We start from the raw sequence: 16,950 nt of genomic DNA, 5'->3' as shown, positions 1-16,950 counted from the left end.
GATGTAAGAAAAGTTATAAATATTAAGTGTTTTTAATTGAATTAAACTAAAGGATCAGAGTGTATCTGTAACAATAGATAGGCTCTGATCCTTATTATATTTAATTAACGCATATGAATTTAAGATAATTAATAAGTAAGCTAGCTAGCGGGATTCTTAAAATTCATTTATGTAATTAACTAAACAGAAAATTGTTATCACATTAGCAAGGGATACTAATAGAAAAGCGTGTCCCTTTACCTAATTCACTCTCTATTTCTATATCTCCGTTTAATTCTCTAATAATACTATAAGCAATCATAGTACCAAGCCCAGTTCCTTTTTCTGTTGTTGAATAGAATGGCAAAGCAATTCGTTTTATTTGTTGAGATGACATCCCAATTCCTGAATCAATAATATCAATTATGATATTTCCTTTTACTTTTTGTATATTTATTTGTAATAATCCACCATTTTTCATAGCCTCAATTCCGTTTTGGATGATGTTGTTTAGACAGAGTTTGAATTTTTCGGGGTCCCCATTTATATAAAAGGAATCTGTACTATTTTGTTTGATTTCAACTTTGTATGATAGAGCGAGTGGTGAAATAGTATCTTTCACCTGATTTAAAATGTGATTAATATCTATTTTTTCTTTTAGGGTATTCTGTGGTTTGGTTAAAGATAAATAGTTATTAATAGTAGATTGTATTTGCTGCATTTCAATTAACATGATTTCTAAGTATTGATCCTGAGATAGCTTAGAGGCATGTTTTTCATTTAATAATTGAGTGAATCCATGTACCGTGGTTAGTGGATTGTGGATTTCGTGTGCAATTGACGCTGCTAGTTCGCTAGCTATATAAAATTTTTCAGCCCGTTGCAGTTTTTCTTTCATTTTATATTTCTCAATCATTTCCTCTATAAAATAAACTGATAATAATACTGTGAAAATATTAATGACTATATAATTTAATAAAAATTCTATGAGAGTAGAGTCTATTTTACCTCCTGTATTTATTTGAGTTACAATACCGCAAATAGAAAGGGAAGCTGTACATGCTAAAATAAGAAGTAAGCTTAATAATATCTTTTTTTCTTTAAAATACATAGGTAATAAGTAACGAAAGAGCATTGTTATAACAGAAATGATAGTAAAGATAATAAATGATGGAAGAACGCCATTTCCGCCTAAGTAAAACCGGTAAGAAAGATATAAAATTCCTATAAAAACAATGTTTTTTGTATTTCCATATAGAAAAACTAATATTATAGGAATAAAACGTAAATCATAAATAAATCCCACATGTAAATGAAAAGGAAAAGTCATACAAAAAATAATAGCAATGGAGGAAAGGATAGAAAATAACATATTATTACATGTTATTTTCTCTTTAAACTCTAGCCAAAATACGTGATAGCTAAGGATACAAATTATTATAATAAAGGTATTTAATAAAAGAGTAGAAATTCCCATAGTTTTGCATCTCCGATAGTTTGTAAGTAGAATTATGTATGAGTTGGACATAGATGTTTAGTATTAGTAGACTTTTTATCTAAAAAAGGAAGGGTACTTGAAAAGTGCTGTTATATTACTCGTATTAAAATTGATAAGGAAAATAGAAAAAAATAATAGATAAAAAATCTATTTAAATTTATGTACATATGAAATCATAAACTAACTTTTGTATAGGTGAAATTTGGATTGAGTTACTGATAAAATAAGTCTTTTTAAGCATGAATATTCTGTGAAAATGATATGCGTGGTGACTCCTGTTTTGTAGCCTTCGTTATATTAACATGGAATATATCAAATTACAAAGTGAAATTTTAGAAAAATTTTATTAGTACATTTTATCTGAAATAGAAATGCTATTTATTTGAGTATTTTGGTACTTACTCGTATAAAACTTTGTTAGAAAAAGACTTTAAAATTTACATGTTTTTTATGAAGTGTAATATTGTAGCTTTATCTATGTGGCTTTCTCAATAACTATTAAGGCGAAAAGTTAAAATATATAGGTTTATAGATATGAATTATTACATAAAAACGCACTTAAAAAAGGATGTATGATGGTAATAGAATACAAACATCAAGGGGGAACTTAAAATGAAGTTAAATAAACTAGTGCTTAGTTGTGGAGTAGTTTCAGCATTAACACTTGGTGTGTTAGGGAATAATACTTATGCTGAAGAAGTACACAAAACGAATGATCCAATTCATGTAGTTGAACATGTTTCTGCAGACTTATTATTAACCCAAACAATGAATTATAGTGGCGAGGCTGTAACTTCTTTCGTATATGATGGGAGTACTGACTTAAGCTTCTCTATGAAAAATAATGGTCAAAATACAATGGGATATAGTGTAAAAGGTCCAAATACAGAGCTAATTGTTGGTGGTTATATAAAACCTGGAGAACAACAAATTAATGTTACAAATGTACGGAATGCTTTATCTCCATTACCGAATGGAACATATAAAATTTACGTTTCAAATGATGATGGTTCTAAGGGGCAATTCCAAGTTTCAGTAAGATCTATGAATTAAATTTAAAACGCTTTGTTTTTAAGTTAATTTAATCTTTGCTTATTGGAAAGAAGCTAAAATGAATTGAGAATTACCGATAAAAATGAAAACGAGCACCTTATCTAGTTGTGAGAGGGTGTTCGTTTTTTGCTATTAAACAGAAAATAATTATAAATATATTTTGATATCCCCATTGCTAACCTACTAGATTGTGTCAACGAGAGAATGTCTACTATAAAAGATATTAAAATAAAGATGATGTAACATTCCGCTAAATTATATGGGGAAATAGAAAAACCACCCTTATATGAGTGGTTTTTAGTAATTATTTTTAGGTTATACATTTAAAATTAGGCTAAGTTATAGAAATAATAAACATTTAATCCGTTGTTATTATTTTGGTTCTGGATAATGATTGTAGTATGAGATTCTAATAAATTCTTGGTAGACATTTGTTAATTTGGCATCTCTAAGAGCATCGTTGAATTTTTGCATACGTACACTCCCTTGAGCGTAGCCTCCACCTGGAGTATAAGGGTTTCTAGCTTCAAAGTCATCCAAAAATACTTTTAATTTTTTATAGTCTTGAGATTGATAGAAAGCCACGGCCTCTTCAGGAGTGACATCAAAGTAAGAGGATGACGTTGAGTTATAAGAAGCTGCTTGAGCAGTAGGTGCCTCTAGCATAGTTGCAGCTCCACCGAACATAGTAAGCGCCATAGAAGATACAATAATTTTTTTAAACATAATAAAACCTCCATGTAGAATATTAGATTAATAGTAACCCTGTAATCATTATAGTTACAATGAAAAAGATTATCAAATGCAATATTGCATAATATATCCCGTTATTTTTGGGCAGTAAGACTCCCGCCCAAAAATTCAATGAAAGCAAAGAAGTTAGGTGGGAATCGGGCGGATTAAAGTTTCGCTTTATTATTTGAACGAGAAGTCACCTTTATATTTAAATGGAGGAGTGTAATAGATTAAAAGAGGTGTATAAATTACTCAGGTTAACAAGAAAATGAAAAGGCTATTTTTAATAGGGGAAAGCTTAATAACTGGAGTAAAGGAATTGCTATTTATATATTTAACATACATATTTGTCTTTTAAATTGTAGGCGTGTTTTAGAATTTGTATATAGTAAATTCGTTAAAAAACTTGATAAATAATAAAATGTGTAAATTTTTTGACTATTTTATTAAAATTATTTAATATTTGTAATTTATTGTTTTATAATGATAATTGGGTCGATCGTGAATGTTTTAGATATTGCGATATATACTCGGATTAATTTATTCTAGGGAGGTTACAAAATTGGGTAAGAGAGTCATTATAAGAGTTTTTACATTATTATCAGTACTGGCATTATTCCTTAATGTATTTTTACCTAGGGCTAGTGCAGAGGTTATGACGCATGAGAAATATTCAATGGACTGGAGTTATAGTAATAGTCTAGGTAAGTACATTCGCACTGAAATGATTAAAAATTCAAGTGGTCAAATTGCTTATTGCTTAACCCTTGGATTAAAATCACCAAATGGTGAAGATCTTCCTGAAATGGGGAAAACAGATAATGTAGTATATAGAGTCTTATTAAATGGTTTCCCGCAAAAAAGTGCTGAACAGCTGGGAGTAGCTAATAAAAATGAAGCGCATTATGCAACGCAACTTGCGGTTTGGAATGCATTAGGTCAACTCGATGTAAATGAATTAAAACATGAGAATAAAAATGTTGAAAAAGCAGCTAAGGCTATTATTAGTAATGCTAACAATAGTGAAGAGACTCAAGATGTTTTTATGAATGTGATTCCTGCTGAAAAGCAAAAAGCAGAATTAAAGGGTGAATTCTTCGAAACAAATCTATATTCAGTACAAACAAATGCTAAGAGTGGTTCTTATAAGGTAGTAGCGAAAAATGCACCTAATGGAGTTAGAATTGTTAGTGAAAATGGAGAAGTGAAAGATCAGCTTTCAGTTGGAGAAAAATTTCGTATCCAAATTCCTAAGAATACAAAAACGGGTGAATTTAATTTAAGTGTTGCTGCTAATTTAACTAAAGTTCAAGCAATTGCTTATCGTGGTACGGATACTGTTCAGAATGCTACAGTACTATTAGAGAGAAATGAAGAAAAGCTTAGTAGTGATCTTGCAGTAAATTGGGAAGCAGCTGGTTCTTTAAAAATTAAAAAGGTTGGAGAAAATGGAGAAGTTTTAGCTGGTGCAGTATTTGAGGTCTTTAATGCAAATAATGAATCAGTCGGAAAAATCACGACTGGTGCTGATGGTATGGCAGAATTAAACAACTTACCAATTGGTACTTACACATTAAAAGAAATTAAAGCACCAACAGGCTATGTTTCAGATGATAAACCACAAACTATTGAAGTTAAGACAGGGGAAACAGGAGCTGTCCAAATAGTAAATAACAAAGTAAAAGGTAACATCGAAATTAAAAAGCTTAGTGATTCAGGAAAGATTTTACCAAATGTTGAATTCACAGTCTTCACTGAAGATGGAAAAGAAGTGAAAAAAGTAGTAACAAAAGAAAATGGAATTGCAAACGTTGAAGATCTTACGTATGGTAAATATTATTTCTTAGAGACAAAAACACCTAATGGATATATTGGAAATAAAACAAAGTATCCTTTTGAAATTAAAGAGCACAATAAAACACTTAATTTTACAGTGGAAAATACCGAAGTGAAAGGTAGTGTAAAATTACTAAAAGTAGATAATGAAGATATTAGTAAAAAATTAGAAGGTGCAGCATTCGAGCTAAAAGATGCAAGTGGAAAAGTAGTTGGGGAATATAAGACAGATAAAAATGGTGAGATTAACGTCAAAGATTTAGCGTATGGTAAATATTCATTTGTAGAAAAGGCTTCTCCAAATGGTTACGTTCTTGTTAAAGAACCGATTATGTTCGAAATAAAGGAACATGGAAAGGTTATTGAGTTATTGGCAGTTAATCATCTTATCAAAGGTGATCTAGAAATTACAAAGGTAGATGTAGCTGATGGAAATAACAAGCTTCCAAATGCAGAATTTACGATTTATAACGAAGCAGGAAAAGAAGTAGTAAAAGGAAAAACAGACGATAAAGGAATCGCTAAATTTGAAAAGTTACCATTTGGAAAATACACATATAAAGAAACTGTTGCACCAAAAGGTTATGTATTAAATGAAGAAACGTTCTCTTTTGAAATTAAAGAGAATGGTCAAATCATTAAACACATTGTCAAAGATGAAAAGATTCCTTCAATAAAAACAACAGCTACTGATAAAACAGATGGTACAAAAGAAATGCACACGTCTAAGTCTGTAACAATCCAAGATAAAGTGGAATACAAAGACCTACAAGTAGGTAAAGAGTACAATTTAAAAGGTAAATTAATGAATAAAGAGACTAATAAACCATTAGTTGTAAATGGTAAAGAAGTAACTGTTGAAACGAAGTTTACACCAAAAGAAGCAAATGGTTCTATTACACTAGATTTCACTTTTGATGCAACTGGTTTAGAAGAAAAAGAAGTAGTAGTATTCGAAGAGTTACTGAAAGACGGAAAAGTTGTTACGACACATGCTGATATCAATGATAAAGGTCAAACAGTTAAGTTCGTTAAGCCATCAGTAAAAACGACAGCAACAAACAAAGCTGATGGTGGAAAAGAGATTCATTCAAAGGATTCTATCACAATCCAGGATAAAGTGGAGTACACTAACTTAGTTGTTGGTAAAGAGTACACTGTAAAAGGAAAATTAATGAACAAAGCTATTAACAAACCATTACTAATTGATGGTAAAGAAGTAACAGCTGAGACTAAATTTACTGCAAAAGAAAAGAACGGTTTTGTAACATTAGACTTTACTTTTGTTGGTGCTGAACAGCAAGGAAGAGAAGTAGTTGTGTTCGAAGACTTATTACATGAAGGGCAAGTAATTGCAACTCATGCTGACATTAACGATGTAGGTCAAACAGTTCGATTTGTAGAACCTTTTATTAAAACGACAGCAACAAACAAAGCTGATGGTTCTAAAGAGTTAGATGCTTCTAAATCTGTAACAATCCAAGATAAAGTGGAATACAAAGACTTAATCGTGGGTAAAGAGTACGTAGTAAAAGGTAAACTAGTGGATAAAGCAACAAACAAGCCATTATTAGTTGATGGTAAAGAAGTAACAGTAGAATCTAAGTTTACTGCTAAAGAGAAGAATGGTTCTATCACATTAGACTTCACTTTCAATGCTTCTGCATTACAAGGTAAAGAAGTAGTAGTATTTGAAGAACTGTATCAAGATAATATATTAGTAGCTATTCACGCTGAAATTGAAGATAAGGGACAAACAGTGAAATTTAAAGAGGGAAAATCGGAACAACCAAAACCAGAACAGCCAAATTCAGGTAAAAATACGACAACACCAGAGCAACCTAACGAGCAAGTAAAAGAACAACCACAACTTAAGAAAGAAATTCAATCTAAAATTGGATGGTTACCGCAAACAGGTACTAATCTTACAAGTTGGATCTCTATGGCTGCAGGAGCATTACTGTTAATTGTTGGTGGAGTGATTTTCTTAAAACGTAAAAATGCATAGAAATTAAAAAATAAGCACATCTGTTTTTATAACAAGATGTGCTTATTTTTATCATTTTAGCCAAGAAGACTCCTATATTTAAGCGTGAATGGCATTTAAAATAGCAACCATATTTTATAGGTAATTTTGAACAGTTAAAAGAAATATTACAGGAGGGTGAAAAGCAAGGAGTTTTTCATTTCTTCTCCATAAATCATACAATACATTGGATCACTTCTATTGTTTTATTTCCAAAGTTTAAAAAGTTTATTGATTTTTTAGGACCAAATGAAACGAATGATACAAATCATGAATGGATGCCAGAAAACTTAGTGGACAGGATTGTTACTGCATTAACAGATAAACCTAATGTGTAAATTATTCAGTGTTTATGAATTCTATTATTACTATTTAAAGCCTAATTTCTCAATGTATTGTAGAGAAATTAGGCTTTTTTTATCAATTCATTAAAGTTTTTATAATTCAAAGACTCAAGTTAATGATTATATTTTCAAGTATTCGTTTTGAGCTACATAGATATAGTTTTCGTTGCAACTGTTTGTTGAAATATTTTATCATGCTCAACAATAACCATTGTGGGATTAAATTGTTGAATAAGTTCTTCAATCTGCATGCGGGAATAGATATCTATAAAATTTAGTGGTTCATCCCATATATATATATGAGCTTTTTCACATAAACTTTTAGCGATAAGCAGTTTTTTCTTTTGTCCACCAGAATAATGAGATATATCTTTTTCAAATTGAATTCGGTCAAAGTCCATCTTACTTAGGATGGACTTAAATAAGGTTTCATCAATCTTGTGCTCTTCAATAAAGCCTGATAGTGATCCCTTCAAATGAGAAGTATCTTGTTGGACATAGGAAATTATGAGTCCTGTACCTAAAGTAACTAAGCCTGTATGCTGTATCGGATGTCCTAGAATTAGTTTTAGGATACTACTTTTTCCGCTCCCATTCGTTCCATCAAGTACAATTCGGTCACCTTGTTCAACTATGAAGCTAATCGGCTCATTCACAATTTGATCATTGTACTTAACGGACACGTCAACTAAAGTAACCAATTCATTTGATTTAAATTGCAATTGTTCCAATTTTAATGACTCAGTTTTTTCCACATTTTTTAGTAATTTTGATTTTTCCTCAATAGCTTTTTGTTGCCTTGATTCAAGGTTTTTTGCTCTTTTCATCATCTTGGCTGCTTTATGTCCTACAAACCCCTTATCCAACTTAGAACCTGAATTCCTCGTTCCATTTTTTGAAGCTTCTACGTCATTAGACCAACTTGCTGAACGTTTGGAAGACTGTTTTAATCGCCCTATGTCTTTTTGTAGACGCTCATTTGTAGCCTTCTCGTGTTCTTGCTGTCTATCAAAATTTAACTTCCAAGAAGAATAGTTACCACTTTGAACTTCAATATTTGCTCTATTAATAGATAGGATATGGTCAACGCACCCATCTAAAAAGATTCTGTCATGTGAAATTAAAATAAATCCTTTTTTCTTCCTTAGATAATCGGAGACTATCTTTCGTGCATCTGTATCTAAGTGATTTGTTGGCTCATCAATTAATAGAAATTGACCCGCATTTAAAAACAGTGCAGCAAGCAACACTTTTGTTTGTTCCCCATTTGATAATGTTTTAAATGGTCTGTACATGACCTCAGCATCAACATTTAAATAGGATATCTCACGTAGAAGTTCCCAATCTGCGGCTTGGGGACAAATTTCTTCAAGGATTTCATGAGTGAATTTGTTCTTATCTGAAACAGAGTAGGGGAAGTAATTGAATTCTACTGAAGCAAGGATTTTCCCGCTATACTCATAATTCCCTAACAATAAATTAAAGAATGTCGTTTTACCTCGTCCGTTTCTACCAATAAATCCTAGCTTCCAATCCGTATCTATTTGGAAGTTTACACTTTCAAAAATATTATCAAAGCTACCTGGGTATGAAAAAGTTAAGTCTTGGACCTTTATCATTGACATAATAATTCCTCCTTTATATATCGAAACGTTTCATATAAAGTCGGAACATCCATCCATTTTTTAATTCCTCTATATAAGTTTGATGGATATTAACGACTTATATAGAGCATTACATGTGTAACAATAGTATCTGAAGTACTCATTTTTCTCGCTCCTTTATTTGTGAAGTACATTTAACAATTAGTAAGTTTCAACTAAGACAAACGGGAATAAAAAAATCCCCCAATTTGTAATCGGAAGGATTAGTCTTTCGTCTATACTTAATAAGTACTTATTAATCATTTGAATCATGACAAATAAAGTATGAACTGAATTTTAAAAATGGATAGACTAACCCTATATTTTGTAGTTTGAAGTTATAAAATTCAACTTAAAATATAAATTAGTTAATCATTATTCATCCATCATTCCTTTCATAATTCTATTTTTAGAGTAACATTCTTTTTAGGGAGATGCAATATTAGCTTCAATTTCATCTAATTCTAAATCATTTATAATTCTTTGAGTAAGGAGATAAAACTTTACCGCCCTTTTTATAAACATCACATTTTTGTTCAATAGGTCATGTCTTTTGTCCGTTAAAAAGGGAGGATATGAAATTGACATCAACTTTTTGTGTAACTATAATAGTTACAGTTAGTTTCGTAAACTAATTTGAATTTCTATTTTAATGATAGTATATTTTCATTCCTTTTTAAGTGTGACAGATAGCAACTATAATCCAATAGAGGAGTAGATTCTATCTCATATGTAAAGAGTAGATAAGTTGTACCCGCCAAATTTACGATGCTCAAATACTTAAAAAATTACATTTTTCAGCTTATCCTTTTTAGAATCCTCAGTATTGATAATTGTAAACATCTACAAAAAGTTAATAAGATTGTTGTGTGTAGAAAGAAATCTTTTAAAAAGGTCATAATATGGATAATAGGTAGCACACATTTTAATTAGTAGGACTTGTGCCACCATCAAGCCATTTTTTAATAAAAGTATAGAAAAATCAAGAAGGTGAATCCATTGCGTAAACATGTATATGTGCAATTTTATGTATTGATATTGGCTTTAATAACTTATATAAGCTTTTGCTTTATATTTTTATTTGTTTTTCCGAATCATTATTTCGTATCAGATTTTAATATCCGACTATCATCTTTAGTCGTTGAAACTACTGTATTTATCTCATTACTGTATTCTATATTATCCCAAAAAATTAAGTTAGGAGTATTCTGGGTTTGCATTACTATTGCAATAGGGTGTTTTTTGATAGGAAATTTCATATCCGCTTTTCAAGTACTTAATGTAGAATTACCAATACAAAATTTTAATATTTCTGATGTATTTCTACTGTTTTTCTTATTCTTCTTTCTTTTTGCGTTCTTTTATAAAATTATGATGGAATGTAACAAATGGGAGAAAGCGTATTTACTTTGTGATTTATGCATTGTTGTTACTGCTATTTTTACATTAGAGTGGTACCTATTTAATAAACCATCTGCAAATATTTTATTCTTATCAATTGGAGATGTGTTTCTCTCATTTATTTTTCCGATTATAGATTTATTGCTTCTATTACTTGGAGTTACACTGATCTTTCGACCTGCTATTTTCAATGCAAAAAGTAAATTGTTTATTTTTATCCTAGTATTAACTGGATTGGCTATTACGGACTATTTGTATTTTTACTTACAAGGTGATTTGTCAGAGCGTTCAGTTATATTTTTAAGGTGTTTGTATAGAGTTTTCCTATTATTTATCGCTATTGCTGCTACAATCCCAAAGAATACTTCTTCTAAAAGAAATTATTTTATTATTAATCCGACATTTGGAGAGAAACTTCTTGGTATATTCCCTTATCTTGCAGTTGCAGTCTTAATTGGCTTTACTTTGAAAGAGCAAACTTCTTCAGCTACATTAATTACGGGAAATTGTATTGCTTTTGTATTTGTACTGATTCGTCATACAATCGTACGAATGCAAAACAAAGATTTAACTGAAACATTAAAAGTGTTTAATAACCAATTAGAACAAACAATATCTCAAAGAACAAGGGATTTAATAAACAAATCTAATGATTTAGTAAAAAATCAAGAGAGATTTAAGTCATTATATGAGTATCATCCGGATCCTATTTTAACGATTGATTCAAACGGTATCGTATTAAATATAAACCAGGCTGGAAGTATGTTATTAGGAAAAGAAAGTGCTGTATTGATAGGGAAAGAGTGCTTCTCTATTTTTTTAGATGAAGATAAATCTGAATTGGAAGCAGCTATAAAGAAAGGGAAACGATGTAGTTCATCTTCACTACAGTTACGTGTGAAAAATAACAATGAGAAGGATATACTCTTTTGGTATGTCACTATAGTTCCTATTATGATAGAAGGACAAACCTTTGGGAGCTATGTAATGGTAAAAGACATAACAAGGATGAAACAACAACAGGAAGAGATAAATTACCTTGCATTCCATGATACAGTGACGGAGATTGGAAATCGTATATTCTTCCAACAAGAATTAGATAGATCTATTAAGCGTGCACAAAAAACACAGGATAAGTTTGGGCTCCTGTATATTGATTTAAATCGCTTTAAGACTATTAATGATACATTGGGTCATTCGATTGGTGACAAGGTTTTAAAAGAAGTTGCCAAACGTTTTAGGACATGTCTGTCACCGACTATTCCTCTAGCAAGAATAGGTGGTGATGAGTTTGCAATCATTGTCCATAACCAAACAGAGCAACAGCTATTGGATTTGTGTAAAACTCTATTTCGTATAACTGAAGAACCATTTGTAGTAAATCAGCATAGTTTTTACTTATCTCTTAGTATAGGAATAGCAGTGTATCCATTTGGAGGAATAAATACTACTACACTTTTACAACACGCTGATATCGCTATGTATAGCGCAAAGGAAAAAGGTAACAATGCTGTTTGTATGTATGACGAGACATTATCTCAAAAAGTAACTCGTCGATTACGATTAGAACAGGATTTACCAAATGCAATTGAAAATAATGAGTTGTTTTTATTGTATCAACCACAAATTGATAGTAAGGCAGGTAAGGTTATTGGTGCAGAGGCTTTAATACGTTGGCAACATCCAGAGCTTGGACTGATTTCTCCTTTTGAGTTTATACCTATCGCAGAAGAAACGGCGCAGATTATTTCAATTGGGAAGTGGACGTTACAGAAAGCGTGTCAACAACTGAAAGAATGGCATTCTGCGGGCTTTTCAAATCTAAAGATGGGGATAAATTTATCAGCTATAGAGTTTGAACAGAAAGATTTTGTTCAAACCATTATATCTACCATAGAAGAGATAGGAGTACCTGCTAATTCGATTGATTTGGAATTAACAGAGCGAATAGCAATGGTAGATGAAAAGGAAACCTTATCGAAGTTAAAAGCATTAAAATCATATGGTGTACATTTATCAATTGACGATTTTGGTACAGGTTATTCTTCATTAGCGTATCTGCCTCTTTATCCAATTGATACTTTGAAAATTCCAAGAGAATTTGTTAATAGGATTGGAACTTCTACTGATGGAGATGAAATTATACAAACCATTATTTCACTTGCTCATACTTTAAACATGAAAGTGATAGCGGAAGGGGTAGAAACGAAGGAACAATTAACAGTGTTACAACGTAATGCATGTTATCTAATTCAGGGCTATTACTACAGTAAACCTGTAAATGAAGATGAATTTATTGGTTTTTTAAGTACAATACAAAATGAATAAGTGAAAAATCAGTATATGTATGAAATAAAGTGAAAAGACGATCTATCCATATGGATTTGAACGTCTTTTCACTTTATTTTCAGTAGTTATGCAGCAAGGTTTCAGCCTTTGAAAGTAAAATAAGTATCTATATTCCTTGTATTTAGGGCTAATGGGATATGAGGTGAAAGTTGCTTCTTGTGAAACCGCATTAGGGACAGCTCGTATATTCTTAAAGCAATTTGAAAAAGCGGAAGAACATTTCAATCGTTCCATTGACCTTTTGCAAAAACATAATGAAGAAAAATTGATTTTAATAGTAAGGCATAATCTAGGACTATTATATGCAACTCAAAATTTATCTAAATTAGCAATTCGTCATTTATCAGAAGTCACAGAGAAGAATATTGCCCATTTTAAAGCAGTGTTCTTACAAGCGCGTGAACACTATAAGCTAAGAAAAACAAATATTGTAAAAGAACTTATTGAAAAAGGATTAGCAGTTTGTATGGAATTAGGAAATGAAGAGTATGTATATCATTTCAATATTTTACGTTCTCTTAATGAAGATGAAGCAATTAAACTCTTAGAAGAAGTGAAAAAAGTATTTCTTACTTCGAAAAGCAAGGTTTATGGGATTTCGTAGAAGAATATGCAGATCTAAAAAAGGAAGAAATTATACAATAATCACATGCTATCATTTTTAATAGCTAATTAACAAAAGGACTCCAATTATGGAGTCCCTTTGTTAATGGGATAATGCTTTAGTTTATCTAATTATAACAATATTTGTAAAAAAGTGCAAAGGGGTCCTAGTTTGGAGGGGGAATTATTTAATCTTTTTTATTTAATAAAGGGATGATATTTAGTTATCTGCGTTTCTTAATTATGTTTTTTATCACAATTTGAAGTAAATTTCAGTTAATCTTATTTATTTTATAGGAATTATAAGTTATACTAAAAGTAGGTGCAAAATGTACCATTTGAAAAAGAGTGCATTGCAAAAAGGAATCCGTAAAGGATTCCTTTTTTGTTTCTTTTAAAATGAAGCAACGTTCTAATTATCTCTTTCTTTTTTTATGAATGAACTACCAATGTATAAATTTAAAAGGTATTTTTGGAAAATTGCCATATTCCTGTAACAAAACAAAGGTATGTTATGTGTGTTAAATATAAAGAGAAAGAAGGAAAAGTTGTGAAAAAAGTTTTGCCAATTGTTGCGTTATTAGGCATGATGAGTTTTGGAGTACAGGAAATGAATGTAAGAGCTGATACATACCACAAGGGCGATTCAAAAATTAGTTTTTGGGATTCGAAAAGAAAGGGTACTAATTTCATGAATAGTACGTCATTACCTGAAAACTATAAAAGTGCAAAAGAAGCTAATATTGAATATGTACGTTTAGCACCTGATAAATGGGCAAAAGATAAAGATTTTCTATTTGAGGATAAACCAGATACTTCTGGAAAGGATTTTCTGATAGGTAATGCAGATAACTATCGGGGATTAGTAAAGGAAGATCTAGAAAAATTAAAGGCGGATTTAGATGCCGCACAATCACAAGGAATGAAAGTCGTTCTTACAATGTTATCCTTACCCGGTGATCGATGGCGCCAATTTAATAATAATAAGAATGACGACAGAATGTGGGAAGAAGAGAAGTATCAAGAACAAGCAAGTCAATTTTGGAAGGACCTCGCTCTGGAACTAAAAGATCACCCCGCGGTGGTTGGTTATAATATTATAAATGAACCACATCCAGAAACAGCTAAAAATAATAGATATAATGATTTTTGGACGGAAGATTACGAGAAATGGTATGCAAAAGTAAAAGGAACGACAGCTGATTTAAACAGATTTTATGAAAAGGTGATTAACTCCATTCGTGAAGTGGACAAAGAAACACCGATTATTTTAGATTCAGGTTTATATGCTACTCCATGGGCCTTTAAATATTTAAAACCAGTAGAGGATAAAAAAACACTATACGCATTTCATATGTATGAACCATATGAATTAACGAGCCAAGGTGAAAAACAAAACAAGGAATATCAATATCCAGGATTAGTAAAAGTAGGGGATTTAGAGAAACCTGTAATGTGGAATAGACAGGGATTAGAGAAGTTTTTGAAGCCAATTCAACAATGGTCTAAGAAAAATCATGTACCATCTAATCGAATTATTGCAGAGGAGTTTGGAATTAACCGTACTGTTCCAGGTGCTACCCAATACATGCAAGATCTTATTTCTATCTTTAACCAAAAAGGATGGCATAAATCATTCTATGCATTCCGTGAAGACACATGGACAGGGATGAATTATGAATTGGGAACAGAAAAAATAAAATGGGATGAAGAGGGTAAACCGATGCGTCAAGATAATTCACTCTGGGATGTAATAAAAAAAGATTTACAAACGCGTAAATAGTTTAGAATATTAGGTTTAAGGACTAAATATAAGCATCTAATTCAAATAGAATTAGATGCTTTTTATTTCGAAAAAAGGTGGAGTTGAATTAAAGGTTCCATCTTTTCTTTTGCATAAAGAGTACCAATCAGGTTTATTTACAACGAAAAATAAGATTTTTAGAGAATAGCTTAGAAAAAATTGTGGAGGTTTAAACAAATGTGGTCACAATTGTTTAAACCTTTAAAGTAAAATGGAAGTTGGACAGTTGCTATACAGGCAGCAAATTTACAATATGTTTCGGCTGAGCCTTCGGGAAATATAATAGCAAATCGTAATGCAGTTAATGAATGGGAGAAATTCGAATTAATTCCGACTGGGGAATTATATACGTACGCTTTAAAAACTAAAAGTAATGGGAAGTATGTTTTGTTTGAGCCAAATGGTAGAGTAGTAGCAGATCGTACATCAATTGGTGCATGGGAAAAGTTTATCTTATATAATGGTGGAGACAATAGGATATATGTATTACAAGCACTAAGTAATGGTAGATATATATCAGCAAATGGTGGTAGAGAATTAACAGCTACTAGTTATGTAGCTGGAAGTTGGGAAAGATTTGTTATTGTATACTTCTAAACTTTGAAGTGTTATATATCTAAATGATAATGGCATGTTTAGTTGGTATAAATACCTAATACAATAAAGTTTTAAGCATGTAATACAAGTGTATATTAACGTGTAAAAGGGCTGCAAATAATTAGCAGTCCTTTTTGCATGGACTTACTGAGGTTATAATGAGAAGAAAAAGAACCCTATAGGGTTCTTTTTTAAGGCATATTAACAGTAAGGAGAATCATGAAATGCTACTTCAAATCTTTATTAGGGGAAAGATTTTGAAAAAGCTTAACATGTATTTATTTTTACATAAATGTAAGATGTAGTAAATTGATAATGTTTATACTTACTATTACTAATATTCAATTAAGATAGTTGATACTATTTATATAGTGTTAACTGGTGTATAGTACAGTATAGATTTAGAAATTTAATATTAGATTACATTTGTTAAAAAAGTTAATAGATATATTATTTCAAATTCTAACTAACATTTAAACGGTTTTAATTGAAATTGGTTGTGTATTAACCTTTATAAGCCAATAAAAGTAAATAAAATAAACAAAGACCCTGTAATAAATACAGGGCCGGATACAGGGTTAAGGGAACGCATAGTTTCTTAATATCATAGTAGCATATATTCTTTGTATAGCTACATGAGGATTTTGACAGAATTAAGAACAAGACAGAAAATCTGTAGGAAAGCAAATATAGTGCTGGAAATGTGATTTTAAATTAAGCTATAGGTATATTGAAATGGATGAAAACTCTTGAGTACCATGATTAAATTGCCTTTAATTATGAGGTTTAGGTTAGAGGGATAATTGGATCTTACTGAAAAAAAAATGTTTTTTAGATTAAAAGAAGAAAAGACACCTTTTGGGTGTCTTTTCTTTAGGTAAACAGTTCACATATTGCTGAATTAGATACGAAACCATAATTCGACTATGAAGTAAATCCTAACATAATCTGAACAGAAAAAATATGTAATATTACATTTTTAGTTTTTAATTATTTTATTCAATATAGAGAAGCAACGTAAATAAAAGGGCATGCAGTCGTATCTGCAGCCCTTTTTAGGAGGAATTCAAGATACCATTAGG

At 30.8% G+C, this 16,950-nt stretch carries 8 protein-coding genes and 2 pseudogenes; 7 read left to right on the top strand and 3 right to left on the bottom strand.

Translation table 11 applies throughout. The annotated features are described in order from the left end of the window. Positions 1–202: 202 nt before the first annotated feature. Positions 203–1,456 (bottom strand): sensor histidine kinase, encoded by a 1,254-nt coding sequence (locus tag QO049_RS17405; protein WP_246960824.1) that lies wholly within the window; start codon positions 1,454–1,456, stop codon positions 203–205. A 633-nt stretch (positions 1,457–2,089) separates the two neighbouring features. On the opposite strand from QO049_RS17405, the gene QO049_RS17400 reads away from it, so the two are divergent. Continuing rightward, a complete protein-coding gene (locus QO049_RS17400; RefSeq protein WP_000773525.1) occupies positions 2,090–2,530 on the top strand; it encodes a hypothetical protein in 441 nt (146 codons plus the stop codon). A gap of 372 nt (positions 2,531–2,902) precedes the next feature. Here the strand turns inward: QO049_RS17400 and QO049_RS17395 are convergent, their stop codons facing one another. Then, entirely contained in the window at positions 2,903–3,256 is a 354-nt protein-coding gene (locus QO049_RS17395) for a hypothetical protein (protein ID WP_000473483.1), read from the bottom strand. Between the two features lie 571 nt (positions 3,257–3,827). On the opposite strand from QO049_RS17395, the gene QO049_RS17390 reads away from it, so the two are divergent. After that, entirely contained in the window at positions 3,828–7,109 is a 3,282-nt protein-coding gene (locus tag QO049_RS17390; protein ID WP_284489362.1) for a VaFE repeat-containing surface-anchored protein, read from the top strand. Between the two features lie 104 nt (positions 7,110–7,213). Next, positions 7,214–7,465, top strand: a pseudogene (locus QO049_RS17385) (TetR/AcrR family transcriptional regulator); the annotation flags it as partial. 152 nt (positions 7,466–7,617) lie between these two features. Here the strand turns inward: QO049_RS17385 and QO049_RS17380 are convergent. Beyond that, on the bottom strand, positions 7,618–9,096 hold the full coding sequence (locus QO049_RS17380; protein WP_000061799.1) for an Lsa family ABC-F type ribosomal protection protein: 1,479 nt from the start codon (positions 9,094–9,096) through the stop codon (positions 7,618–7,620). A gap of 1,017 nt (positions 9,097–10,113) precedes the next feature. Here QO049_RS17380 and QO049_RS17375 point away from each other — a divergent pair. The 4 genes and pseudogenes from QO049_RS17375 to QO049_RS17360 all read left to right on the top strand — a co-directional run. Further along, on the top strand, positions 10,114–12,843 hold the full coding sequence (locus QO049_RS17375; protein ID WP_246960814.1) for a sensor domain-containing protein: 2,730 nt from the start codon (positions 10,114–10,116) through the stop codon (positions 12,841–12,843). Positions 12,844–12,994: 151 nt separating this feature from the next. Beyond that, a complete protein-coding gene (locus tag QO049_RS17370; protein WP_002026151.1) occupies positions 12,995–13,468 on the top strand; it encodes a tetratricopeptide repeat protein in 474 nt (157 codons plus the stop codon). Positions 13,469–13,981: 513 nt separating this feature from the next. Then, a complete protein-coding gene (locus tag QO049_RS17365) occupies positions 13,982–15,250 on the top strand; it encodes a glycoside hydrolase family 5 protein (RefSeq protein ID WP_033667422.1) in 1,269 nt (422 codons plus the stop codon). A 231-nt stretch (positions 15,251–15,481) separates the two neighbouring features. Then, positions 15,482–15,868 (top strand): annotated as a pseudogene (locus tag QO049_RS17360) (fascin domain-containing protein); the annotation flags it as partial. Positions 15,869–16,950 lie beyond the last annotated feature (1,082 nt).

The sequence above is a fragment of the Bacillus sp. RB3 genome, assembly GCF_030164735.1.
GTDB lineage: Bacteria > Bacillota > Bacilli > Bacillales > Bacillaceae_G > Bacillus_A > Bacillus_A cereus.
Note: the sequence above shows the minus strand (reverse complement) of the source record. Positions and strands in the feature narration are given on the sequence as shown.

What these genes read in the sequence shown, in the direction of transcription:
- QO049_RS17400 (WP_000773525.1), top strand. Translation starts at nt 2,090, where the DNA reads ATGAAGTTAAATAAACTAGTGCTTAGTTGTGGAGTAGTTTCAGCATTA.
- QO049_RS17365 (WP_033667422.1), top strand. Translation starts at nt 13,982, where the DNA reads ATGTGTGTTAAATATAAAGAGAAAGAAGGAAAAGTTGTGAAAAAAGTT.
- QO049_RS17395 (WP_000473483.1), bottom strand. Translation starts at nt 3,256, where the DNA reads ATGTTTAAAAAAATTATTGTATCTTCTATGGCGCTTACTATGTTCGGT.
- QO049_RS17405 (WP_246960824.1), bottom strand. Translation starts at nt 1,456, where the DNA reads ATGGGAATTTCTACTCTTTTATTAAATACCTTTATTATAATAATTTGT.
- QO049_RS17380 (WP_000061799.1), bottom strand. Translation starts at nt 9,096, where the DNA reads ATGTCAATGATAAAGGTCCAAGACTTAACTTTTTCATACCCAGGTAGC.
- QO049_RS17370 (WP_002026151.1), top strand. Translation starts at nt 12,995, where the DNA reads ATGGGATATGAGGTGAAAGTTGCTTCTTGTGAAACCGCATTAGGGACA.